General features: G+C 62.8%; 18 protein-coding genes. 7 read left to right on the forward strand and 11 right to left on the reverse strand.

The genetic code is table 11. From position 1 onward, the window contains the following. Positions 1-28: 28 nt before the first annotated feature. The 3 genes from BC363_RS28910 to BC363_RS28920 all read right to left on the reverse strand — a co-directional run bounded on the left by BC363_RS28910 (position 29) and on the right by BC363_RS28920 (position 3,953). Positions 29-1,942: an autotransporter assembly complex family protein gene (locus BC363_RS28910; RefSeq protein ID WP_065780790.1), complete on the reverse strand. Its 1,914-nt coding sequence runs from the start codon at positions 1,940-1,942 to the stop codon at positions 29-31. Between the two features lie 281 nt (positions 1,943-2,223). Next, positions 2,224-3,453, reverse strand: coding sequence for an MFS transporter (locus BC363_RS28915; RefSeq protein WP_065780828.1), 1,230 nt, complete (start codon positions 3,451-3,453; stop codon positions 2,224-2,226). 242 nt (positions 3,454-3,695) lie between these two features. Then, the gene (locus BC363_RS28920) at positions 3,696-3,953 is read right to left on the reverse strand and encodes a glycine zipper family protein (protein WP_065780791.1); all 258 of its coding nucleotides are present in this window, start codon (positions 3,951-3,953) and stop codon (positions 3,696-3,698) included. A 436-nt stretch (positions 3,954-4,389) separates the two neighbouring features. Here BC363_RS28920 and BC363_RS28925 point away from each other — a divergent pair, with 436 nt between their 5' ends. From BC363_RS28925 to hemA, 4 genes are all read left to right on the forward strand, one after another. Next, positions 4,390-4,878 carry a (2Fe-2S)-binding protein gene (locus tag BC363_RS28925; protein WP_065780792.1) on the forward strand — a complete coding sequence of 163 codons (489 nt, stop codon included), beginning with the start codon at positions 4,390-4,392 and terminating at the stop codon, positions 4,876-4,878. An 83-nt stretch (positions 4,879-4,961) separates the two neighbouring features. Continuing rightward, on the forward strand, positions 4,962-7,310 hold the full coding sequence (locus tag BC363_RS28930; RefSeq protein WP_065780793.1) for a xanthine dehydrogenase family protein molybdopterin-binding subunit: 2,349 nt from the start codon (positions 4,962-4,964) through the stop codon (positions 7,308-7,310). A 15-nt stretch (positions 7,311-7,325) separates the two neighbouring features. Beyond that, entirely contained in the window at positions 7,326-8,123 is a 798-nt protein-coding gene (locus BC363_RS28935; protein WP_065780794.1) for a xanthine dehydrogenase family protein subunit M, read from the forward strand. A gap of 225 nt (positions 8,124-8,348) precedes the next feature. Continuing rightward, positions 8,349-9,563 (forward strand): 5-aminolevulinate synthase, encoded by a 1,215-nt coding sequence (gene hemA / locus BC363_RS28940; protein ID WP_065780795.1) that lies wholly within the window; start codon positions 8,349-8,351, stop codon positions 9,561-9,563. 169 nt (positions 9,564-9,732) lie between these two features. Here the strand turns inward: hemA and dxr are convergent, their stop codons facing one another. Beyond that, entirely contained in the window at positions 9,733-10,908 is a 1,176-nt protein-coding gene (gene dxr, locus BC363_RS28945) for a 1-deoxy-D-xylulose-5-phosphate reductoisomerase (RefSeq protein WP_065780829.1), read from the reverse strand. A gap of 239 nt (positions 10,909-11,147) precedes the next feature. Between dxr and BC363_RS28950 the strand changes: the two genes are divergently transcribed. After that, positions 11,148-11,873 carry an META domain-containing protein gene (locus BC363_RS28950; protein WP_065780796.1) on the forward strand — a complete coding sequence of 242 codons (726 nt, stop codon included), beginning with the start codon at positions 11,148-11,150 and terminating at the stop codon, positions 11,871-11,873. A 155-nt stretch (positions 11,874-12,028) separates the two neighbouring features. Here the strand turns inward: BC363_RS28950 and BC363_RS28955 are convergent, their stop codons facing one another. Together BC363_RS28955 and BC363_RS28960 are read right to left on the reverse strand one after the other, a co-directional pair. Then, positions 12,029-13,861: an ABC transporter ATP-binding protein gene (locus tag BC363_RS28955; RefSeq protein ID WP_065780797.1), complete on the reverse strand. Its 1,833-nt coding sequence runs from the start codon at positions 13,859-13,861 to the stop codon at positions 12,029-12,031. A gap of 45 nt (positions 13,862-13,906) precedes the next feature. Continuing rightward, positions 13,907-15,106 carry an aminotransferase class V-fold PLP-dependent enzyme gene (locus tag BC363_RS28960; RefSeq protein ID WP_065780830.1) on the reverse strand — a complete coding sequence of 400 codons (1,200 nt, stop codon included), beginning with the start codon at positions 15,104-15,106 and terminating at the stop codon, positions 13,907-13,909. 229 nt (positions 15,107-15,335) lie between these two features. On the opposite strand from BC363_RS28960, the gene BC363_RS28965 reads away from it, so the two are divergent. Beyond that, the gene (locus BC363_RS28965) at positions 15,336-16,115 is read left to right on the forward strand and encodes an IclR family transcriptional regulator (RefSeq protein WP_065780831.1); all 780 of its coding nucleotides are present in this window, start codon (positions 15,336-15,338) and stop codon (positions 16,113-16,115) included. Positions 16,116-16,134: 19 nt separating this feature from the next. Here BC363_RS28965 and BC363_RS28970 read toward each other — a convergent pair whose 3' ends face one another. The 5 genes from BC363_RS28970 to BC363_RS28990 form a co-directional block, all read right to left on the reverse strand. Further along, complete coding sequence (locus BC363_RS28970; protein WP_065780798.1) at positions 16,135-16,626, reverse strand: RidA family protein; 492 nt, start codon at positions 16,624-16,626, stop codon at positions 16,135-16,137. Positions 16,627-16,670: 44 nt separating this feature from the next. After that, positions 16,671-17,882 carry an amidohydrolase/deacetylase family metallohydrolase gene (locus tag BC363_RS28975; protein ID WP_065780799.1) on the reverse strand — a complete coding sequence of 404 codons (1,212 nt, stop codon included), beginning with the start codon at positions 17,880-17,882 and terminating at the stop codon, positions 16,671-16,673. Between the two features lie 3 nt (positions 17,883-17,885). Continuing rightward, on the reverse strand, positions 17,886-18,755 hold the full coding sequence (locus BC363_RS28980) for an ABC transporter permease (protein ID WP_065780800.1): 870 nt from the start codon (positions 18,753-18,755) through the stop codon (positions 17,886-17,888). Beyond that, a complete protein-coding gene (locus BC363_RS28985) occupies positions 18,755-19,696 on the reverse strand; it encodes an ABC transporter permease (RefSeq protein WP_065780801.1) in 942 nt (313 codons plus the stop codon). The genes BC363_RS28980 and BC363_RS28985 overlap by 1 nt, the downstream gene beginning before the upstream one ends. 114 nt (positions 19,697-19,810) lie before the next feature. Then, the gene (locus BC363_RS28990; protein ID WP_065780802.1) at positions 19,811-21,340 is read right to left on the reverse strand and encodes an ABC transporter substrate-binding protein; all 1,530 of its coding nucleotides are present in this window, start codon (positions 21,338-21,340) and stop codon (positions 19,811-19,813) included. Between the two features lie 773 nt (positions 21,341-22,113). Between BC363_RS28990 and BC363_RS28995 the strand changes: the two genes are divergently transcribed. Beyond that, positions 22,114-22,839: an HNH endonuclease signature motif containing protein gene (locus BC363_RS28995; protein ID WP_141690468.1), complete on the forward strand. Its 726-nt coding sequence runs from the start codon at positions 22,114-22,116 to the stop codon at positions 22,837-22,839. Positions 22,840-22,936 lie beyond the last annotated feature (97 nt).

Consider the following 22,936-nt stretch of genomic DNA (forward strand, 5'->3'; position numbering starts at 1 on the left):
CGTAGAAATCGGCTGGAGCCGGTGCGGATCAGAAGGATTGGCCGATACCGGCATAGATGCCGTAGCTGGTGCCGCCGGGATATTTGTTGAGCGGCATGGCCACGTCCAGACGGATCGGCCCGAACGGCGTCTGATAACGAAGGCCGATGCCGGCGCCGGCGCGAATGTCGGAGAAATCAGGCGTGGTGCTGGTTGACACCGTGCCGGCGTCGATGAAGGGAGCGATGCCGATCGTGTCGGTGATGGCGATGCGTGCCTCCACCGAAGCGTTGACATAGGAACGCCCGCCGGTCAGGTCGTTGTTGCTGTTGCGCGGGCTGATCTCCTGGTAGGAATAGCCGCGCACCGAGCCGCCGCCGCCGAGATAGAAGCGGCGGTTTGCGGGAATGTCGGCAAGGCCGTCGCCGCCGACCAGCACGCCAGCACCGATCTTGCCGGCAAGAACGAAGCGCTTCTCGTCGCCAAGCGCGTGATAACCCGAAGCGGACGCCTCGAAGGACGAGAAGAAGGTCTGGCCCTTGATCTCGTAGCTTGGCTTGGCGTTGATGAGCGCGCGGTAGCCCTCGGTCGCGTTCAACTTGTCGTCGCGGGTGTCGCGCACATATTCGAGCGGAATGGCGGCGGTCAGGTAGGAGTTCGAGCCGAAGGCGTCGTCGACATCCGCCCAGCTCAACTCGCCGCCACCGGAAAAGGTGTCTGTCGGCGACAGCTCGAAGGTAGCACCTGCCGCACCGGTCAGGATCTTGGCGCGATAGGCGTCCGGATCCTGGATGTTGGCCTTGAGGCTTGCCGTAAAGGTCGAGGCCGGACCGAAGGCGCCCGGCTTGGCAAAGAGGATGCCGGCGGAATAGTCGAGCTTGTCGAGCTCCTGGGTCTCGCCGATGCGGTCGATCGAGCCTTCGACACGCAGCGATTCCGCCTGGCCGAACAGGTTGCGATGGCCCCAATAGCCCGAAAGCCCGAGGCCATCCGTGGTCGAGACCTGGGCGCCGAAGCCGAAATAGCGATGCTTGCCCTCGGACACCTCGATCTTCATCGGAATGGAGCCATCGGGCGAAAGCGTGTTGGCTTCCTTGATGGTCACGCTCGAGAATACGCCGAGCTGGCGCAGCCGCTCGGAAGCCCTGCGGATGTCCTCGGGCGAATAGGGGCGGCCTTCGTTGAGGCGCGAATAGTCGCGCACGAAACCGGGATCGACGGTCTTGGTTCCGGAAACGCTGACCTCGCCGACGGGCGCCACCGGCCCGCTTTCGGCTGATATCACCACGTCGACGGTCGAATCCGCGTGATCGGCAACGACGCTGCGCTCGGTCAGCTTGGCAAGCGGCCGTCCCTGCTCGCGCAGATCGTTGACGACTTTTTCGCCGGCCTTGATGATCCGCGTCGAATCCGCCCTTGTTCCGAGCGCGAGATCGTAGTCGGCTGGGTTGAGACCGGCGGCATCGCCTTCGAACTTGACCGAGCCGAGCGAAAACACCGGGCCCGGCGTAACGTTGACGGTGACGGGTATGGCCTGGCCGTCGGGGAAGGCCGGATCGGGCGGCAGGCTGTCGATGTCCTGGCCGTTGATCCGGATTGCGACCGTGCCGCCGTAACGCGCCTTCTCATAGAGTGCGGCCAGCAGGCGGTCGCGGTCGTCGCGGGCGCGGATCGCAAGGCCAAGGTTGCCGGAAACGGGTTTTTCCTGGCCCTGGACCAGCTGCGAGCTGTTCTCCAGCGCCTCTTTCAGTTCCTTGTCGTCGGTGCCGGCGTCGAAGGTGAGGGTATAGTTGACCGGGTCGATGACCTGGGCTTCGTCCTCGTCGCCCTCGAAAAACTTCATGCCGAAGATCTTGAACGCATAGGCCTTGGTGGCGGACATGGGGCCGAGCGCGCACGAGACGGCAACCGCAAGCGCAGTCGCTGCCTTCCAGTACGCAATACTCGACCGTGGTGGGGACATTCGCTTCCGCATCCCGTCTTAAGGCGACCCAATACAAACTGCCTTCATATGCGGCGGGGGTCACTATTGCATGCCTAAGGTTTTCCATCTGTTAACGATGACGGCCGCCCGCATCCACCCCCGAGGCCCGGATTCCGCGTCGATTCCTTTGAAAAAGAGCCGGAATGTTGTCAACGCAGCACAAAATCCGGGCGCCTCGGCCAGGATGTCGGTGGCGGCGCGAGGCTCTCGGTCGCCGTTTGCAGGGCGTCGAATGGTTGCGTCGAGGCAACTCCACCAGGTCAGGCGGCCTCGGGCAAGGCCCGCAGCCTGGGTACCTGGGAAACGAGGATCACCAGAAACTGGACGAGGAAACCGACTGTGGCGACCAGGAGGCAAGCCTTGACGCCGAAGTGAGTGGCGACGATGGCGCCGATCACTGCGCCAATCGGTCTTGCGCCGAACGTGGCCGTGGTGATGAAGGCCGAAACCCGCCCAAGCATTGCGTTCGGGGTGATGGCCTGCCTGAGCGTGAGGGTCGCAATCGACCAGAGAACCGGCCCCGCGCCGAACAGAAAGAAGCTCAATCCGGCAAGGGTGCCGAAGGGAAACCACACCGTCAGCAGCATCACCACGGCCGCGAGGAGACCGCCGAGCGGACCGAGCGCGATCATGACGCCGAACGGGATACGGTGCGCAAGGGCAGGGGCGGCATAGGCTCCGATCATCATCCCGGCTCCATAGATGCCGAGCGTGATGCCAACCCCCGTTGCCGTCAGCCCGAGCGTCTGGACGGCATAGGCGACATAGACTGCCTGCAGCACGAACCAGGATGTGTTGAACACGATCGCGGTGACGAGTATCGGCCGCAGGAGCGGATGGCCGGCGAGGAAACGCGCGCCTTCGATCAGATCGTGCAGCAGTTTGCGTTGTGGCCGGGTCGATTGCTCCTGTTCGCTGAGGCCGGAGAGCAAGACGACAGCGAGAAGGGAAAGCGTGGTGGCCGCGACATAGGCAAGCGAGGTGCCGGTCGAGGCAACGATCGCCCCGCCGATCGCCGGCCCTCCGGAATAGGCGAGGCTGCGGGCAAGTTCCAGCCAGCGATTGGCGTCGGCGAGTTGGGCGCGCGGAACGATGGCGGGGATCAGTGCCGGTGCGGCGACATTGTAGCAGACCGTTCCGATCGCGCCGACAAAGCCCATGATCGCCAGAAGCGCCAGGGTGAGGTGGCCGCTTGCCATCAAAAACAAGGTGGTGACGAGGGACGACGCGCGCAGCACTTCGGAGAAAACCATGAGGGTTCGCCGCGAGGCGCGATCGACGAGCAGGCCGGCCGGTATCGACAGCAGTAGAAACGGCAGCGTCTGGGCCATCTGCAGCCAGCCGGTTTCGGCCGGGCCAGCCGAAAGCAGAAGAACGGCAGCGAGTGGCGCTGCCGCCAGGGCGATCTGCTCGGAGAACTGCGCAAACAGGTTGGACCAGGCGATGCGCTTGAAAGCGGACGGCAGGGTGGCGGCAGGCGGTTTCGGCATGGAAATGTCCTCGATCATGCTGTTTCGAGGCACCTGACAGGATTGCGCTACCGCGAGCCACCCAGTTCCTGCGTCACCGCATTTGGTGTGACTGCTGGGCTCAGAATTTGACCGTCAGATTGATGAGAGGGGCAGGAAAACGAAAAACCCCTCACGGCAGGCGGCCATGAGGGGTGGTGTCTCGTCCGCTCCGTTACTCGACAGGCGGACGTCATGTCGATGTTATCGACTGTCCCGGCGGCTTAGCGCGGGCAGGAGTCGATGTAGCGGCGGCCGTAGCGGTCGCGGTAGTAGCACTGGCCCGGCTGTTCGGTGACATTGCCGATGACCGCGCCCGAGACACCGCCGATGGCAGCACCGACAGCAGCACCACGGACGTCGCCGGTGATCGCGCCGCCGATGATCGCGCCCGAAACGGCGCCGATGCCAGCACCCTTTTCAGTCTGGGTGCAGCTTGCAACCGACAAGGCAACCAGCACAAGTGCGATGGCTTTCTTCATTGTTGTTCTCTCCGATCTCTACGGATCTCAGCCTGTCGCCTCGTCCGTCCCTTACGTGATTGGCGCAAAGACGAGATGTCTTTCACCACTTGAACTTGCAATTTCAGAAAATAAACCGGCCGCTGTGAAAGTCTACAGGAGGTCCGGCGGATTCTCTTCGCCGCCAACATAATGATATCGTTCCTGAACGGGACATGAAGGCGCCATTCCGGCCAACACAACCATCACGCAAATTTTTTATCGCACCTAGCCATCGGATGGTTGCGACATTCCAAAAAAAGACAATGATACAGACAAGCCACGAGTATCCGGAGGAGCGGGTCTCGAGGCGAAGGGCATCGATAGCAGTTGGCGCGTTTCTCAAGTCGCGTGGACAGATCATCACCCGGCTTACCGTTCGCGCTCGTGTTGGCATTGACCCACCCGGAGGAGCGAAATGGCGAAAATTACAATGACGGTCAACGGCCGTCAGGTGAGCGGTCAGTGCGATGACCGGACGTTGCTGGTGCATTTCATTCGCGAGAACCTTGGACTGACCGGCACCCATGTCGGCTGCGACACGTCGCAATGCGGCGCCTGCGTCGTGCATATGGACGGAATGTCGGTCAAGAGCTGTTCCACCCTCGCCGCGCAGGCGGCGGGCTCTGAGATCACCACCATCGAAGGGCTGGCCGCAAATGGCGAGTTGCATCCGGTGCAGGCGGCCTTCAAGGCCAATCACGGCCTGCAATGCGGTTTCTGTACCCCCGGCATGGTGATGACGGCCGTCGACATGATCCGCCGACATGGCGGTCAGCTCGATGAGGCGACCGTACGCGCCGAGCTCGAAGGCAATATCTGTCGTTGCACCGGCTACCACAACATCGTCAAGGCGATCCTCGCGGCCTCGGCCGAGATGGGCGGTGCGCGCGTCGCCGCCGAATGACGTCCGGCCCGCGGCGATGACTTCTCGCCGCGATCACATTTCACCGCAGGACTTTCGCTGGATATCTCGGGAGGAGATCGGCAATGGGCGTTGAAGGTATTGGCGCGCGGGTGGCGCGCAAGGAAGACAAGCGGTTCCTGACCGGTAAGGGACGCTATACCGACGACATGTCGGTGCCGGGCATGAAATATGCGATCTTCGTGCGCAGTCCCTATGCGCATGCGAAAATCAGGTCGATCGACGCGGCGGCGGCCAGGGCCATGCCCGGCGTGATCGACGTGCTCGACGGCAAGCAGCTGCTCGCCGACGGTATCGGCAATCTCATCTGCGGTTGGATGATCCATTCCAAGGACGGATCGCCGATGAAGATGGGCGCCTGGAGGCCGCTCGCGCATGAAACGGTGCGGTATGTCGGCGATGCTGTCGCCATCGTCGTTGCCGACAGCATCGCCGAGGCGAAGGATGCGGCCGAAGCCGTCGTTGTCGACTACCAGGAACTGCCCGTCGTCACCGATGCGACGAAGGCGCTGGAACCGGGCCAGCCGCAGCTGCACCCGGAGGCGCCGAACAATCTGATCTTCGACTGGCAGATCGGCGATCCCGCCGCCACCGACAAGGCGATCGCCTCGGCGGCGCATGTGACCGAGATCACCATCCACAACAACCGCCTGTCGCCAAACCCGATGGAGCCGCGCGCCACCCTCGGCATCTACGACGGCGGCGACGATCACTACACCTGCTACACCACCAGCCAGAACCCGCATGTGGCGCGGCTGGTGATGAGCGCTTTCTACAATGTCGCGCCGGAAAACAAGCTGCGCGTCATCGCGCCGGATGTCGGTGGCGGCTTCGGCTCGAAGATCTACATCTATCCCGAAGAGATCGTCTGTCTCTGGGCCTCCAAGCGCACCGGCGTGCCGGTGAAATGGACGTCGGACCGAACCGAGGCCTTCCTGACCGACGCGCATGGCCGCGACCACCTTTCGACGGTGAAGATGGCTTTTGATGCCGACAACCGGATCATCGGTCTCAAGGTCGACACAACAGCCAATCTCGGCGCCTACATGTCGCTGTTCTCCTCGGCGGTGCCGACCTATCTCTATGCGACGCTGCTGTCGGGCCAGTACGACATCCCGGCGATCCACGCCAATGTGCGCACCGTCTACACCAACACCGCCCCGGTCGATGCCTATCGCGGTGCCGGCCGGCCGGAAGCGACCTATCTCCTGGAGCGCACCATGGAGACGGCGGCGCGCGAACTTGGGGTTTCGCCGGCGGAACTCCGGCGGGTGAATTTCATCCGCTCCTTCCCGCACCAGACGCCCGTCATCATGAACTACGATGCCGGCGACTACGAAGCCTCGCTCAATGCCGCGATGCAGGCCTCCGACTGGAACGGCTTTGCCGCCCGCAAGGCGGAAGCAGCCAAACGCGGGATGAAGCGCGGCATCGGCATGAGCTGCTATATCGAGGCCTGCGGCATCGCGCCGTCGGCTGCGGTCGGCTCGCTTGGCGCGGGCGTTGGTCTTTGGGAGTCGGCGGAGGTCCGCGTCAATGCCGTCGGCACGATCGAGGTTCTGACCGGGTCGCACAGCCACGGACAGGGGCATGAAACCACCTTCGCCCAGTTGGTCGCCGATCGCTTCGGCGTGCCGATCGACAGCGTCAACATCGTGCATGGCGACACCGACAAGGTGCAGATGGGCATGGGCACCTACGGCTCGCGCTCGGGTGCGGTCGGCATGTCGGCCGTCGTCAAGGCGCTCGACAAGGTCGAAGCCAAGGCGAAGAAGATCGCCGCCCACCTGATGGAGGCGGATGAAAGCGACATCGTCATCGAGAACGGCGAGCTCAAGGTCGCCGGTACCGACAAGACCGTGCCGTGGTTCCAGATGGCGCTTGCCGCCTATACCGCCCACAACCTGCCGCCCGGCATGGAGCCGGGGCTGAAGGAGGGCGCCTTCTACGATCCGGCCAATTTCACCTTCCCGGCCGGCTGCTACATCTGCGAAGTCGAGGTCGATCCGGAGACCGGCGTCACCAAGATCATCCAGTTCGTGGCCGCCGACGATTTCGGCAACATCATCAATCCGATGATCGTCGAGGGCCAGGTGCATGGCGGCCTGGCGCAGGGCATCGGCCAGGCGCTGCTCGAGGGCGTTCACTACGATCCGGCCACCGGCCAGCTGCTGACGGCGAGCTACATGGACTACGCCATGCCGCGCGCCGACGATCTGCCGTCGTTCAAGGTGTCGACGTCGAACACGCCCTGCCCGAACAATCCGCTCGGGATCAAGGGCTGCGGCGAGGCCGGCGCCATCGGCTCGCCGCCGGCGCTGATCAACGCCATCACCGACGCCATCGGCAACAACCGGCTGACGATGCCGGCGACGCCGCAAAAGGTGTGGGCTGCCGCCCATGCCGCAAACTGAACGGGAGGACGTGTCATGTACGAGACCCATTATCACCGGGCGTCCTCTATCCAGGATGCCGTCAAGCTCAAGCAGGCCGCGGGGGAGGGCAAATATCTCGCCGGTGGGATGACGCTGATACCCACCATGAAGCAACGGCTTGCCGCACCGACCGATCTCATCGATCTCAGGCATGTCTCCGAAATGAGGGGCATCAAGGTGACGGGGAAAACCGTGAGGATCGGCGCCGCGACCACCCATTTCGAGGTGGCGTCCTCCGCCGAGCTTGCGGCCGTGTGCCCGGCGATCTGCGGGCTTGCCAGTCATATCGGCGACCCGCATGTGCGCCACATGGGCACGATCGGCGGGTCGCTCGCCAACAATGATCCTGCTGCCGACTATCCCTCGGCAGTGCTGGCGCTCGACGCGACCATTGTCACTGACCGGCGGGAGATTGCCGCCGGCGATTTCTTCACCGGCCTTTTCGAGACCGCCCTCGAAGACGGCGAGCTGGTCACCGCGATCACCTTCGAAGCGCCGGCGAAGGCGGCCTATCAGAAGTTCGCCAACCCGGCCTCGCGCTACGCCATGGCCGGCGTCTTCGTCGCAAGGCGGGACAATGGCGATGTTCGCGTCGCGGTGACGGGGGCCGGCTCGAACGGCGTCTTCCGGCACAAGGGCATGGAGGCAGCGCTTTCGTCCAACTGGTCGCCGGATGCGCTTGCCAATGTGCCGGTCGACGCTTCCGACCTGCTTTCCGATATTCACGCAGATGCCAGCTATCGCGCCAATCTGGTGAAGGTAATGGCAAAACGCGCGGTGGCCGCGGCATGAGCAATGCGCACCCCGCTTGATGCGTCAAAAAGGACGGTTTCGGCCGCCCTTTTTTCGTCCAAGCTTGACTTCGATCAAGCTTGGAGGGATTTACATGCGCTAAGGCTTTCTTTGGAACGGTTCAAAACTAGAGGCCTTTTGCCGCAGGCGGTGGGCGCAGCGCGTTGCGGGGTTGACCCCAGGGCGCTTTGAATCAAGAAAAGCGGCAGGGCACTGGAGAAGATGATGGATTTCGAGAATTTCTTTAAAACCGAACTGGACGGGCTGCATCAGGAAGGTCGCTACCGGGTTTTCGCCGATATCGCTCGCCATCGCGGCAACTTCCCGAAGGCTGCGCGCCACACGGCTGAAGGCATCCAGGAAGTCACGGTCTGGTGTTCCAACGACTATCTCGGAATGGGCCAGCACCCCATCGTCACCGAAGCGATGAAGCGCGCGATCGACGAATGCGGTGCCGGTGCCGGCGGAACCCGCAACATTTCCGGAACGAACCACTACCATGTGCTGCTGGAGCGCGAGCTCGCAGATCTGCATGGCAAGGAATCGGCGCTGCTGTTCACTTCGGGTTACGTGTCCAACTGGGCTGCACTTGGAACGCTCTGTTCGAAGATTCCCGGTATCATCGTCTTTTCAGACGCCGGGAATCACGCTTCGATGATCGAGGGGATTCGTCATTCCAAGTGCGAACGCGTCATCTTCAAGCACAATTCGGTGGCCGACCTCGAGGCCAAGCTTGCCGCTGCCGACCCGCGCGCGCCGAAGATCATCGCCTTTGAGTCCGTCTATTCGATGGACGGCGACATTGCCCCGATCAAGGAATTCTGCGATCTCGCCGACAAATACGGTGCGATGACCTATCTCGACGAAGTGCACGCCGTCGGCATGTATGGTCCGCGCGGCGGCGGCATTGCCGAGCGCGAAGGCCTGATGCATCGCCTGACCGTCATCGAAGGCACGCTCGGCAAGGCCTTCGGCGTCATGGGCGGCTACATCACCGGCTCGACGGCGCTTTGCGATTTCATCCGTTCGTTTGCCTCGGGCTTCATCTTCACGACGGCACTGCCGCCGACGCTTGCGGCCGGGGCGCTTGCCTCCATCCGTCACCTGAAGGTAAGCCAGGTCGAACGCTTCGCTCACCAGGAGCGCGTGCGCCGGCTGCGCTCGCTGCTCGACCAGCGCGGCATCCCGCATATGCCGAACCCGAGCCATATCGTGCCGGTCATGGTCGGCGATGCGGCCAAGTGCAAGTGGATCTCCGACCTGCTGCTTGACCACTTCGGCGTCTATGTGCAGCCGATCAACTATCCGACGGTGCCGAAGAAGACCGAACGCCTGCGCATCACCCCGACGCCGCTGCATTCGGATGCCGATATCGACCATCTGGTCGGCGCACTGCATTCGCTGTGGTCGCGCTGTGCGCTGGCACGGGCGGTCGCCTGAGACCAGGCTCATCTTTTCTTTCGAGGGAATTGCCCCTCACCCTAACCCTCTCCCCACAAGCGGGGAGAGGGGACTTGGAAAGAGGCGCGCCCGCGTGTCCCCTTCGCCCCGCGTGCGGGGAGAAAATGGCCGGCAGGCCGGATGAGGGGCGGGAACGCCCGATCAGTAACTATCGGAGCAGCCCGGCAGCCAACTGTCGGGCTTTTTCGTCGGCGGCGAAAACATCGTCCATGGTAACGGCCGCCGGCAGGTCCGACAGCTTGTCCATCACCTGCTCGACGATTTCGGCCATGGCCAGGAACCCGGTCCGACCGGCGATGAAGGCTTCCAGCGCCGTCTCCTTGGCGCCATTCAGCACGGCCCCCTGCACGCCGCCCTGTTCCATGGCGCGGCGCGCCAGGCGGAGCGCCGGAAACCGCACTTCATCGGGCGCTTCGAAATCGAGGCGCGACAGCTTGGCGAAGTCTAGCCGTTCGATCGGCAGATCGCAGCGGCTGGGATAGGAGAGCGCATAACCGATGGCGGTGCGCATATCGGGGCAGCCGAGCTGTGCCAGCACCGAACCATCGGTATAGCCGACCATCGAGTGGATCACCGACTGCGGATGCACGATCACCTCGATCTGCTCCGGCCTGAGGCCAAACAGGTGCTTGGCCTCGATCATCTCCAGCGCCTTGTTGAACATCGAGGCACTGTCGATCGAGATCTTCAGGCCCATCGACCAGTTCGGATGGGCGCGGGCGACGTCGGCGGTCACGTGGCGCATCTCTTCCAGCGTCTTGGTGCGGAAAGGACCGCCCGAGGCTGTCAGGATAATGCGCTCGACGGCATGGCGCTGATGTTCTTCCAGCACCTGGAAGATGGCGTTGTGTTCGCTATCGACCGGCAACAATCTGCCGCCACCCTTCTTCACCGCTTCGATGAACAGGCTGCCGGCGGAAACCAGGCATTCCTTGTTGGCAAGGGCGATGTCGGCACCGCGGCTTACGGCGGCCAGCGTCGGGGCCAGCCCGGCATTGCCGACGATTGCCGCCATCACCCAGCCGGCGTCGCGCTCCGCCGCCTCGATCAGGCCGCTCCTGCCGGATGCAACGGCGATGCCGGTGCCGGAGAGTGCTGCCTTCAGGCTGGCGTAGTGGTTGTCGGCGGCGGTGACGGCAAGCTCTGCGCCGTGGGTGATCGCTTGCTGTGCCAGCAGCGGAATGTTGCCGTTGCCGGTGAGTGCAACGATTTCGAAACTGTCGCGACCACCCAGCCGCTCGACGACATCGAGCGTGTTGGTGCCGATGGAGCCGGTAGCGCCCAGGATCGTCAGTCGGCGCTTCGCGTTTTCGCGGGATGCCATGCCAATTCCCATATTCTTGTTCGCTCTTCCAGTGGGGGCGCAAGCGCCCGGCCGGGCGTCGAACGCTCGTTCCGACGGATGGAAGGCGCCTTTAGGTTTTGCCGAAAACCGATGCCGATCTTCAGGATATGCGCTAGGCTCTACAGCCGAAATCGACGTGCAACAAGGGCGCGGTCTTCAATCCGACGTGTGATCGGGCTAAGAATCGGATCACGAGTCGAAGCGCGAAGGAGTTCCCGATGCTGAAAGTCGCCGCCGCCCTTTCCTGCGCCTGCGTGCTGATCGAAATGGCCTCGATGCAGACGGTCGCCGCCGAGAACGTGCCGCAGCAACTTGTCGGCACCTGGCTTGCCGAAGACATCGCCGGTCGCGGGGTCATCGACAACCTTCAGTCAACATTGGAGATCCGTGACGACGGGACCTATGGCGGCATGGCCGGCTGCAACCATTTCACCGGAACGTTCAGCCTTTCGGGCGCGAAGATCACCTTCGGGCCGGCGGCCTCGACGCGCAAGATGTGCGTGCCGGCGGTGATGGACCAGGAGCAGAAGTTCTTCGAGGCGCTGCGCACCGAGCTTTCCTGGGCAGTCGAAAGCTCGAAACTGATCCTCGCCAAGCCGACCGGTGCGCCGGCACTGACACTCGCGTCGATGACGGCGGGCGGATCAGGCAGTGTCGATGTCACGATCTCCATTCCGGATGCCGAGACGGTCGATCGCCAAGCGGTTCGCTATGATTGCGGCGGCAAGACGGTCGAAGCCGAATACATCAATGCCGGCCCGGTCTCTTTGGTGACCTTTACCATCGACGGCAACTTCATCGTCGCCTCCAACGTGATCTCCGGATCGGGCGCCAAATATGCCGGCGGCCAGTACATCTGGTGGACGAAGGGCAACGAGGCAACGCTCTACGACGCGACGAAGGGCGAGAATGATGCCGGGATCGCCTGCAAGGCGGCCGGCTGACACGCTCATCCCGACCTTCCAGGCAATGGACGCGGGCGAGGCAGTCGTACGCCACCGGAGATCGCTTTCATGGTCAAGGATGTTGCCAAAGTCGAGCGGCTGCATCCGGCGTGGCGGAAGCCCGACGAGTGCCGGCGCGATTTCAGCGCCGTCCTTTACACCTGCACGAAATGCTCCGTCGAAATCTGTCGGTATTCCCGTGCCGCAACGACATAGTCGGGTGCCCGCATCGGGCTCTTGATTTCGTCGCTTGAGACATTGCGCCTCGTGTGCCGCCGGGTCGGGTCGGCGATCGGCACGGCAGCCATGAGCTTGCGAGTATAAGGGTGCTGCGGGTTCTCGAAGATGTCGGCGCGCGGGCCGATCTCGACGATCTCGCCGAGATACATCACCGCGACGCGGTGGCTGACGCGCTCGACGACGGCCATGTCGTGCGAGATGAAGAGATAGGCAAGGCCGAGGCTCGCCTGCAGGTCGAGCAAAAGATTGATGACCTGCGCCTTGATCGAGACGTCGAGCGCCGAGACCGACTCGTCGGCAACGATGACCTTCGGATCGAGCGCCAGCGCCCGGGCAATGCAGACGCGCTGGCGCTGTCCGCCGGAGAATTCGTGCGGATAGCGCGCGGCCATGTCGGCCTGCAGGCCGACGCGCTCGAGCAGGTCGGCGACCTTGTCGCGGGCCCGGCTCGCGGTGCCGAGCTTGTGCTCGAGATAGGGTTCGGCGATCGCGGCACCCACGGTCATGCGCGGGTTGAGGCTGGCGAAGGGATCCTGGAAGATCATCTGCATGGTCCGGCGCATTTCGCGCAAGCGTTTGCGATCCATGGCAAGTACGTCCTGACCGTTGAGAACGACCGATCCGCTCTGCGGCTCGATCAGGCGCATGATGGCGCGACCGGTCGTCGATTTGCCGCAGCCGGATTCGCCGACGAGCGACAGCGTCTCGCCTGGCTGCAGGCTGAAGGACACGTTCTCGATGGCGTGCACGCGGCCCTGCAGTCTGCCGAGCAGGCCGGCATGAATGTCGAAGCGCTTGACGAGGTTCTTCACCTCAAGGATCGGGCGGGCCGCCGCGACCGTGCTTGTTCCCTCGGCCGGCGCATCCGGCAGGCCGGTGATGCTGTCGATAACAGGAAAGCGCAGCGGCTGCGGCTTGCCCTTCATAGAGCCGAGCATGGGCACGGCTGAGAGAAGCGCGCGGGTATAGGGGTGTTTCGCGCGCAGGAAGATGTCGTCCGTCCGGCCGGTCTCCACCGCTTCGCCGCGGAACATCACCACCGTGCGGTCGGCAATCTCCGCAACCACGCCCATGTCATGGGTGATGAACAGGACGGAGGTTCCTTCCTCCTCCTGCAGCACCTTGATCAGGTCGAGGATCTGCCCCTGGATTGTGACATCGAGCGCGGTCGTCGGTTCGTCGGCGATCAGGAGCTTCGGACGGCTGGCAAGCGCCATGGCGATCATGACGCGCTGGCGCATGCCGCCGGAGAAGCGATGCGGGTATTCGTCGAAACGGGACGCCGCCGACGGGATCCTGACCTTGTCGAGCAGGCGAATGGTTTCCGCCTTCGCCTCCGCCTTGCTCATCGGCCGATGGCAAAGCAGCGCTTCGGAGATCTGGTCGCCGATGGTGAACAGCGGGTTCAGGCTGGTCATCGGCTCCTGGAAGATCATGGCCACGTCATTGCCGCGCACGCGTCGCATGTCGCTTTCCGGCAGGTCGAGGATATTACGGCCGCCAAGCATGACGCGCCCCTCGGTCCGGCTCATGTCCTTCTGCAGGAGGCGCATGATCGACAGCGACGTGACGCTCTTGCCGGAGCCGGATTCGCCGACGATCGCCACCGTCTCTCCCGGCATGACCGAGAACGAAATGTCCCGCACCACCGGCTTCCAGGCGCCATCGACCAGAAACGAGGTCGTCAGGTTCTCGACCGAAAGCACGGGGGCTCTCGACGGATCGGTGGCAGCGTCGGTGCGGGTCATGTCTCACATTCCTTGTCGTTCTGTGCGGATGGTGGCGGATCGGTCTCAGTCGGGCCAGCGCAACAGGCTGGCGAAACGGCGGGCGTTGCGGTCCGCCAGCGGCGTGGCGATGATCTCGTTGGAGCTGCGCGCCTTTGTCAGTTCCTCCGAAAGGCGGTTCGCCACGATGGTTTCCTGGCCGGGGTGTAGATTGCAGGGGTCGAGGTAGAAGTAGTTATGCTCGACTTCGTGGTCGCGCACGATCACCGGCGGCTGACCTCTTGCCAATGCATCGGCGAGATCCCAGGCGGTAATGTGGGCTTCCTGCGGATCGATGGTGACGCGCAAGCGATCAAGCGGATTGCCGGTCGGATCGGCTTCGATCACCGGCTTGATGCCCGGGCGGCCATCAAGCGTATCGCGCCAGAGATGGAGATAGCCGGTCTCGCGGTCGCGGATCCCCTGGTGGTCGCGCGTTTCCCAGGCGAGCAGCGCTGCCATCACGCCGAGCATGCTTTCCTTGCCGACCTTCATGCCGCGACCGATGCCGAGGTTCTGCAGGAAGGCGTTGCGCACCAGCGTCTTCTCGCCGGCGACGATGCCCGAGGTCGGGCCGCCCAGGAACTTGTGACCGGAATAGAGGACGATATCCGCGCCCTGCTCAAGGAAGATCTTCAGGTCGTATTCGGAGGCCGCATCGACGATCACGGGCACGCCCTTGGCATGGCAGGCTTCGGCGAATTCCTTGAGACCGACAAGGCCGTATTGCACGACATGGTGGGAGACGACATAGACAGCGGCCGCCGTGCGCTCGTTGATGGCACCTTCGAGGTGATAGCGATAGGCCGATGTCGCCTGGCCGACAAGGATCGGCTTGCCGCCGGCAATGCGGATTGCCTGATCGACCGGCGCGCCATAGCTGACGACATGGCCCATCTGGATGATGACTTCGTTCTTCAGCCCGGTCGCGTCGGGCAGGCGCTCGATCGCCGCGATGTTGTCGCCGGTCATCGTGCCGGCGACGGCAAGGCTGATGCCCGCGGAGCAGGAGGCGGTGACGAAGCCGGCCTCAGCGCCGGTCAGCCGGGCAATCACCGGGCTGATCTTGCGCTGCAGGTCGTTGATCTCGACGAATTGCGGCAGTATGCCTGTCATCGCGGCGATCGCTTCCGGGACCACGATCGATGCGCCGAGGCTGGTCATCGTGCCGGATACGTTGATAACTGGGCGAAGTCCGAGAGCTTCGCGGATGTCGCGGTCAGGCATGGTGGTCTCCATATGTTTTTCTGGCAGTCGAAATAGGTAAGCTATTCCGTTTTGGCGGAATATCTACCATAGTAATGAGATATGAACGGGCGGTTTCGGAGTGACGAGCCGGCCGTTGTCGCGGGTGAGGCGGGAAGCCGCCGCTGCCCGCCCATCTGTTGCGAATTTCGAATTGCGCGGGAGCAGACCCTTGGACAAGACGACAATTGCCACCGAGCCAGGCGAGGACATGGAGCCGACCGGAAAAACCCGCCGCTCGCGCGTGAGCGGTATGGATCGGGCATTGCAGGTGCTCGACTTCCTCTACGAGACCGGCTCTCCGAGCGGCGTCTACGCCATTGCCAAGGCGGTCGGCGCGCCGCTGTCGACGGCCTATGTCATCGTCGATGACATGGTGGAAAAGAACCTGCTCAGCCGCGATGCCGACGGCCAGGTCTGGCTCGGCGACCGGCTTTACCATTACGGCCTTGCCTATGCGCGCTCGCTCGATTTCCTCGGGGTCGCGACGCGGGAGATGCACGATCTCGGCCGCGAAGTCGCCGAAACCATCCAACTCTGCGGTCGCGACGGCGACTATATGCAGGTGCTCGCCATGGCCGACGGTCCGGGGCATTTTCAGGTGACATCGAGGGTCGGTACCCGGGTGCCGCTCAACTGGACGGCGTCGGGACGATTGCTGGTCGGCCATCTGCCCTCCGACGAACGGCTGGAACTGTTCCGCCGCTGCGCCCGCACGTCGCCGACCGGACGGGCCGATATCGATCCAGCGGCACTGTCGAGCCAGGCCGAGACGGCGCTCGCCGCCAAGCTTTCGATTCAGGCCGGTGAATCCGACTATGCGGTCGCCTGCGTCGCGGCCCCGATCCTCGACGACAAGGGGAGCTGCGTCGCGACCATCTCCATCGTTCTGCCCGAGCAGAAGATCCTCGACGATCGCGATTTCTACGCCGATCACGTCAGGGTTTCCGCCGAGCGGATCGAGAAGATGATGGGCTGGCGCAGCCATTGATCCGACCTCCCTTGGACCGTCACGCGTGAAGCGAGACGATCGCTTCGATCTCGACGGTGATGTTGCCGGGAAGCGACCCGAAACCGACGGCCGAGCGGGCATGCTGCCCCGCTTCGCCGAAGACGTCGATCATCAGGTCCGAGCAGCCGTTGATCACCTGCGGGTGATCGGCGAATTCCGGCACGGCGTTGACCATGCCGAGGATCTTGACGACGCGCTTGACGCGGCCGAGATCGCCGAGCGCGTCGTGCATCACCGCCAGCAGATTGATGCCCGTCAGCCGGGCGTGGTCATAGGCGCTTTCGATGTCGACGTCGGCGCCGACCTTGCCGGCATGCAGGTGGCCGTCGACTTCGCGCGGGCCCTGCCCGGAGAGGTAGAGGATGTTGCCCTCCTGGACGTGGGTGACGAAGTTGGCGATCGGCGGCGGCGCCGGCGGCAGGTCGATGCCGAGGGCGGCGAGCCTTTGGTAGGGCGAAGCCGGCGCATGGCCCTTTGTCTTGTGGTCCAAACTGTTCACGCGATATCCTGCCAGTTTATGTGGTCTGTGATGGGTCAGCGGTAGCTGTAGCCGTGGCTGTGGTCGGGGCATTCGACATGCTGCGGCTGGTATCGGTTTGCCGCGACGACGTCGGTGCCCATAACGGCGTATCGCGGCTCGAAAAGGCGATTGAGATGCGCTTCGGTTCCCAGCGAATCGAAGACGCGCAGATCGGAATCGACAAGGTCGAAGAGGGTGAATTCGGCGCGGGCGCCGACGCTCAAAAGGCCGTCCATCGGCAGGCGAATGACCGAGGCGGGTGCATGGGTCACGGCCTCGACGACCTTTTCGAACGGCATGCCGACGCTCAAGAGCTTCGACATGGTGGTGCCGAGATCCCAGACCGACTGGTTCATGCTGCGCAGATGCACATCGGTGGAGATCGAGAAGGGCAGCAGGCCGCGGGCGATGGCGACTTCCGCGACGCGGAACGAGAAGGATGCGCCGCCATGGCCGATATCGAGGCGGATGCCTTCGCCGGCGCAGCGCTCGGCGAGTTCGAACAGATCCTCGTCCTCGATGATGCTCGAGCCGGCCTTGCCGTTGAAGCAATGGGTGACGATGTCGCCGGGGCCGAGGATTTCCAGCACCTCGTCATAGAGTGCCGGCGGTTCGCCGACATGCACCATCATCGGGATCTTCAGGATCTTGGCGATCTTCTTGCCAAGCCTGACCGGGGTCACGCCCCAGGAGCCGGTGATCACGTGGCTGGCGCGCACTTTCAGGCCGACGATATGCTCGCGGTTTTCCTGGTAGCAGGCGATGATGCGGTCGATATCGATCGAACGGATGTCGCTGAGTTCGCTGACGCGGTTGCAGGCGACGAGACCGATGGAGCCGAGATTGAGGAAGGCCTTGATGCGCTCGCGCGCCGGCTCGATGATGTATTCGCGAAAGCCGTGAAAATTGGCTTCGCCGGCCGAACCGGCATCGACGATCGTGGTGACGCCGCGCTCCATGCCGCAGAGCTGCGGCCTGACCGAGATATCGGTGCCGCCATGCCAGACATGGGCGTGAAGGTCGATCCAGCCGGGCGAGATCCAGGCGCCGTTGCCGTCGATGCGCGTGGCGCCTTCAGGTGCTGCCAGTTGGCTGCCAATGCCGGCGATGATGCCGTCGCCTCCGATGAGGATATCGACGGTTTCGGCCGGCGCCGCCATGCCGAAGGCGACGGGCTTCACGTTGCTGATCAGCACGGGGCTGGTGCTACGGTTTGCGGTGGGCATGGATTACAGGTCCTTTCTGAGGCGGGGGTCGAGCATGTCGCGCAAACCGTCGCCAACCATCTGCAGGAACAGGACTGAAAGCACGATAGCGATGCCGGGAAACAGCGTCACCCAATCGGCCTGTCCGATATATTGCCGACCCGAGGCGATCATCGTGCCCCAGGTCGGGATTTCCGGGCTGACGCCGACACCGAGGAAGGAAAGCCCGGCTTCGGCGAGCATCGCATGGGCAAACAGGAACGTGCCCTGCACCAGGATCGGCGAGAGCAGGTTGCGCAGCACATGCCGCGTCATGATGTGCGGCGTCGAGATGCCGAGTGCCCGGGCCGCCTCGACATAGGGCAGTTCGCGGATTACCAGCGTCGAGGCGCGCACCACCCGCGCCAGCCGCGGCGCGTAGACGACGCTGAGCGCAACGATCACCGTCGTCAGCGACGGGCCGAGGGCGGCGACAAGCGCGATCGCCAGCAGGATATCGGGAAAGGCCATCATCGCGTCGATCAGGCGGGCAATCGGCGCGTCGAGCTTCGGGAAGAAGCCGGCGAGAAGCCCCATGACGACGCCGACGATCGTTGCGAGCGTGACGACGGCAGCGCCGACCAGCAGCGACAGCCGGCCGGCATAGATCGTGCGCGAAAACACGTCGCGACCGAATTCGTCGGTGCCGAAGAACCATCGCATGCTCGGTGGCGACAGACGGTTGACGATCGACAGCTTGCCCGGTGCGTAGGGCGCAATCAGCGGCGCAAAGACGGCCAAAAGCACGAAGACGAGGAGAATGAAGAGACCGAAGGCCACGGTCTTGCGCTTGAGCAGGCGGCGCAGGAACTTGGCTCGTTCGCTTTCGACAGGGGTTGATACGGTGACGGTCATCAGTAGCGAACCCTTGGATCAACGAGGAGGTAGAGCATGTCGATCGCGAAATTGATCAGCACGTACAGAGCGGCGATCACCAGAAGCGCGCCCTGGATCACCGGGTAGTCGCGCCTGAGCACGGCCGAGACGACGAGATTGCCGACGCCGGGAAGGCCGAAGACGGTTTCGGTGACGACGGCGCCGGAGATCAGGACGGCAGCGGTCAGGCCGATGATCGTCAGGATCGGGATAAGGGCGTTCTTCAGGGCGTGTTTCATCACCACGCGGCGCTCGCCCAGGCCCTTGGCGCGGGCGGTGCGGATGAAGTCGTCGCCGAGAACGTCGAGCATCGAGGCACGGGTAAAACGCAGGATCAGTGCCGAGGAGACGACCCCGAGCGCAATTGCCGGCAGCGTGAGATGGTACATGCGCTCGACAAAGGACGCGCCCGGGCCGCCGTAACCCGAAACCGGGAACCAGCCGAGGCGCACGGCGAGGATCTGGATGAGGATGAGGCCGAGCCAGAAGCTCGGAATGCTGGCGGCGAGCATTGCCAGCGTGGTGGCGGCCTGGTCGACGAAGGAGCCGCGCCGGTAGGCGGCGTAGATGCCGATCGGAAGCGCAATGGCGCTGGCGATCAGGATCGAAAACAGGGTGAGGAAGAAGGTCGGCTCGGCCCGTTCGGCAAGCGCCGAGGTGACTGGCTGGTTGAGGAAGATCGACTGGCCGAGATCGCCCTGCAGCAACTGCCCGATATAGTAGACATATTGCAGGCCGAGCGACTGATCGAGGCCAAGCTTGGTTCTCAAGTCGGCTATGTCTTGCTGGGTTGCTTCCGGCCCGAGCATGACGGCGGCGGGATCGCCGGGCGTCACGCGCACGATGACGAAGACAATGGTGACGACAAGCGCCATGACCACGATCATGCCGAACAGGCGCTGGAGGATATAGCGTATCATGCGTGCCTCGAACTTCTTCCGCACGGGCGCCGACAAAGCAGCGCCGGGCTATCCGGCGGGCAGCAATCCCTGAAGGGAAAGACCACCCGCCGAAGGCTTCAAGTGGGTGAAAGCTTACTTCTTGATCGAAGCGTTCCAGAAGTAGGGCCACGGCGCGGGAGAGACGCCGTCAAGCGTCTTGGTCTTGGCCGACAGGGCATTGAAATCGCCGATCTTGATGAACGGCACTTCCTCGTAGATCACCTTCTGAACATCGGCCCAGCGGGCGACGCGCTCGCCTGCATCCGATTCGGCGTTGAAGGCATCGACCGCCTTGGCGCGGGCCGGCGTATCCCAGTTCCCGGGCGCCTTCGTCGACATCATGCCGATCAGCGCCGGTTCGGGCAGGAACGGGCTGTGGGTGATGTAGATATCCCAGAGCGTCGGATCGGCGCGGCGCTGGGTGAGCGTCGCCCAATCCACCACCTGCATGTCGACGGTGAAGCCGGCAAGCTTGAGATATTCGGCGGCAACCTGGGCCATCTTGTAGTGGAACTCGTACTGGCGGCTGGTCAGGATGCGCAGCGGCTCGCCCTGGTAGCCAGCGGCCTTCAGCAGTTCGCCCGCCTTTTCCGGATCGGCGATATTGTAGCCGCCTTCGGTGCCGGCCTCGGTGCGCCAGACATATTGCGCGGGGTAGAGAGCAGCATCGAGGGCGTAGAAGTCGGTGCTGCCGAAGGCCGCCGCCATCATGTCTTCCATGCTGAGGGCTGCGCGGATCGCCTTGCGCAGCTCCAGGTTCTTGGTCATGCCGTTGCCGGAGTTGAGCACGAAGACAGGCCAGCCGAAGGGCTGCAGCATCACCGGCTCGGAGGCGCTCGAGCCCTTCACCCGATCGAAGGATTCGACCGGCAGCGAATCGACATAGTCGTACTGGCCCGAGACGGCGGCCTCGACGCGGGTGTTCGGGTCCGGCACCGGCACGAAGCGGATCTCGTCGGCATATTGGTGGCGGGCGCCGCCATAGCCATTGGCTTCACCTTCCGGCGACTTGTAGGCGTCGAAACGGGTCAGCTGGATGTACTGGTCGGCCTTGCGCTCCTTGAGCTGGTAGGGGCCGGTGCCGACAAAATCGACCATCGGCTCGGCCTGCTTTTCCGAAGGCAGCACGATCGCGGCGGAATTGTTGAAGGCGAGCAGCGAGACCAGCGGCGCATAGGGCGAGTTGAGCGAGATTTTCACTGTGGTCGGGTCGACGGCCTCGATGCCGGCAATCGTCGTTGCCGTCTGCTTGCCGCGCGACGCCGTCTTCGTCCAGCGCTCGAGCGAAGCGATGACATCGGTTGCATCCATGTCGGTGCCGTCATGGAACTTGACGCCGGAGCGCAGCTTGATCGTGTAGGTCTTGCCGTCGGCGCTGATCTCCGGGAGGGCGGCGGCCAGAAGCGGCGTCGGCTTCCAATCCTTGTCGAAGGTGTAGAGCGTCTCGAACATATGCTGCGAGACGATGCCGACCAGGTCTGCGGTCGACGCCATCGGATCGAGCGTCGGCGGCTCGCCAACCGTGGCGACGTTGATGACCCCACCCTTTTCCTGCGCGAAGGCGAATGACGAGGAGGCGATAAGCGCCGTTCCCAGAAGCAGTGCGATCCTTGCTGATTTCATCGTATGTTCCTCTCTTATTTTTATTTCATAGTTATGTACTAAGATACTTTATATTGGAATGATAAGGTCGGGCTTACGGAAATGTCAAGCTGCAGTCGAAAACCACGGTGATGATCGCTGTCGCAGGCTGCCAATTGGAGGCGCGGATCAGGCAGAACCGAGGGGAATGGGTGAGGGAGGAATGGTTGCGTTGTGTGTGGGGGCAATGTCGATCAAGCGAAGCGCATTGGTCTACACAAGGACACAGCGGCATCCGCTACAAAGCGACCACGGAAAACTATTGTTTCCCAGACAGTTATGCCTGCGCCCAGACAGGAGACGGGACGTAATGCCGGCTAGCGATAGGGCGAATAGCAGGCGCGGCGGGCGCCATGGCAGGGCTGGTAGCTATTGTCCCATGCCCGGTAAGACTGGCATCGACTGCAGCACCAGCTCGTATGGGAGTTGCCGCCGTAATATCGCCTCGGCTGGGCGTTCATCACCCCGCCGATGACGGCGCCTGCAGCAAGGCAGCCGATGCTCGCGCCGGCCCTGTCGTCGTCATCGTCAGCCCAGTGGCGATCACCGCGCCACCTTTAGCCATCGTCAGCGCGATACCAGCGGCGATGATAGTACTGCACGGTCTCGACGTCAGAGATGCCGGGCTTCATGGAGGTTACCGACGGGAATGCTGTCGTCATCGTCCTGATGTCGAGCTAAACCGCGCACATCTATAGACAAGCCACCAAAGCCGCTCAACTATGTCCGTGGAAACCGCCATTGAGCGAGGGGACATGAAGAACAAGCATGGTTTGCAACGCCGGATCCCGGAAGATGTAAAGGCTCTGGTGCGCGAAAGAAGCGCGTTTGGTTGTGTGGTTTGTGGGAGCATACCGTATGAATACGATCATTTGCGAACCCCATGGGCCGAAGCGAAATTTCATGACCCCGAAGATATCGTACTTCTCTGCGATCGATGTCACAAACTGAAAGGATGCATGCTCCCAATTGAGACTATCGAGAAGTATCGCCAGAATCGGTTGGCGGCTGACAGCGAAACGCGATTCAAGATTCTGACAACTAGTGCAGACTTCAGCATCGATTGGTGTGGAAATTTAATACAGGCCTCCCGGAATTCGATTGTTGTTGACGAGGAACCAATTTTAGAGCTCACGCCCAGCGAAAATGATCTGGAGCCGATCTTGATCAGCGGCACTTTTCGAGATCAATCGGGGCGAGCCATCTGCAAGATTTCGCGAAACGAGATAGTTGCCAAGGCGCGGATGTTGGGTGATTTTACGCTCGTATCAAACCGCTTTTCATTCACTGATACGAGCGGACAGGTCGCGCTGCGTTTCCAGCTCACGAGTAGCAACATTGTTGTCGATCGTATTTTCCACACCAAACAAGACGCTTTCGTCTTCGGTGCGGATGAGCAACTGCTGGTCGGAAACTTAGGCCGCTCAGCACTTCATTCAAAGTGCGAGTTTTATGATGCTGACCTTGCCCCGTTGAAATAATCCATTTTGAAGTAAGCTCTGGCCCATTGAGAGGACCAGGGAATGAAGCGCAACCGTTTCACGGACGAACAGATTATCGGCATTCTGAAGGAGCACG

The organism is Ensifer sp. LC384, from assembly GCF_001695865.1.
Lineage (GTDB): Bacteria > Pseudomonadota > Alphaproteobacteria > Rhizobiales > Rhizobiaceae > Ensifer.

Bases quoted from the DNA above. Each gene is read 5' to 3' on its own strand.
- BC363_RS28910 (WP_065780790.1), bottom strand. From the start codon at position 1,942: ATGTCCCCACCACGGTCGAGTATTGCGTACTGGAAGGCAGCGACTGCG.
- BC363_RS28915 (WP_065780828.1), bottom strand. From the start codon at position 3,453: ATGCCGAAACCGCCTGCCGCCACCCTGCCGTCCGCTTTCAAGCGCATC.
- BC363_RS28920 (WP_065780791.1), bottom strand. From the start codon at position 3,953: ATGAAGAAAGCCATCGCACTTGTGCTGGTTGCCTTGTCGGTTGCAAGC.
- BC363_RS28925 (WP_065780792.1), top strand. From the start codon at position 4,390: ATGGCGAAAATTACAATGACGGTCAACGGCCGTCAGGTGAGCGGTCAG.
- BC363_RS28930 (WP_065780793.1), top strand. From the start codon at position 4,962: ATGGGCGTTGAAGGTATTGGCGCGCGGGTGGCGCGCAAGGAAGACAAG.
- BC363_RS28935 (WP_065780794.1), top strand. From the start codon at position 7,326: ATGTACGAGACCCATTATCACCGGGCGTCCTCTATCCAGGATGCCGTC.
- hemA (WP_065780795.1), top strand. From the start codon at position 8,349: ATGGATTTCGAGAATTTCTTTAAAACCGAACTGGACGGGCTGCATCAG.
- dxr (WP_065780829.1), bottom strand. From the start codon at position 10,908: ATGGCATCCCGCGAAAACGCGAAGCGCCGACTGACGATCCTGGGCGCT.
- BC363_RS28950 (WP_065780796.1), top strand. From the start codon at position 11,148: ATGCTGAAAGTCGCCGCCGCCCTTTCCTGCGCCTGCGTGCTGATCGAA.
- BC363_RS28955 (WP_065780797.1), bottom strand. From the start codon at position 13,861: ATGACCCGCACCGACGCTGCCACCGATCCGTCGAGAGCCCCCGTGCTT.
- BC363_RS28960 (WP_065780830.1), bottom strand. From the start codon at position 15,106: ATGCCTGACCGCGACATCCGCGAAGCTCTCGGACTTCGCCCAGTTATC.
- BC363_RS28965 (WP_065780831.1), top strand. From the start codon at position 15,336: ATGGAGCCGACCGGAAAAACCCGCCGCTCGCGCGTGAGCGGTATGGAT.
- BC363_RS28975 (WP_065780799.1), bottom strand. From the start codon at position 17,882: ATGCCCACCGCAAACCGTAGCACCAGCCCCGTGCTGATCAGCAACGTG.
- BC363_RS28980 (WP_065780800.1), bottom strand. From the start codon at position 18,755: ATGACCGTCACCGTATCAACCCCTGTCGAAAGCGAACGAGCCAAGTTC.
- BC363_RS28985 (WP_065780801.1), bottom strand. From the start codon at position 19,696: ATGATACGCTATATCCTCCAGCGCCTGTTCGGCATGATCGTGGTCATG.
- BC363_RS28990 (WP_065780802.1), bottom strand. From the start codon at position 21,340: ATGAAATCAGCAAGGATCGCACTGCTTCTGGGAACGGCGCTTATCGCC.
- BC363_RS28995 (WP_141690468.1), top strand. From the start codon at position 22,114: ATGAAGAACAAGCATGGTTTGCAACGCCGGATCCCGGAAGATGTAAAG.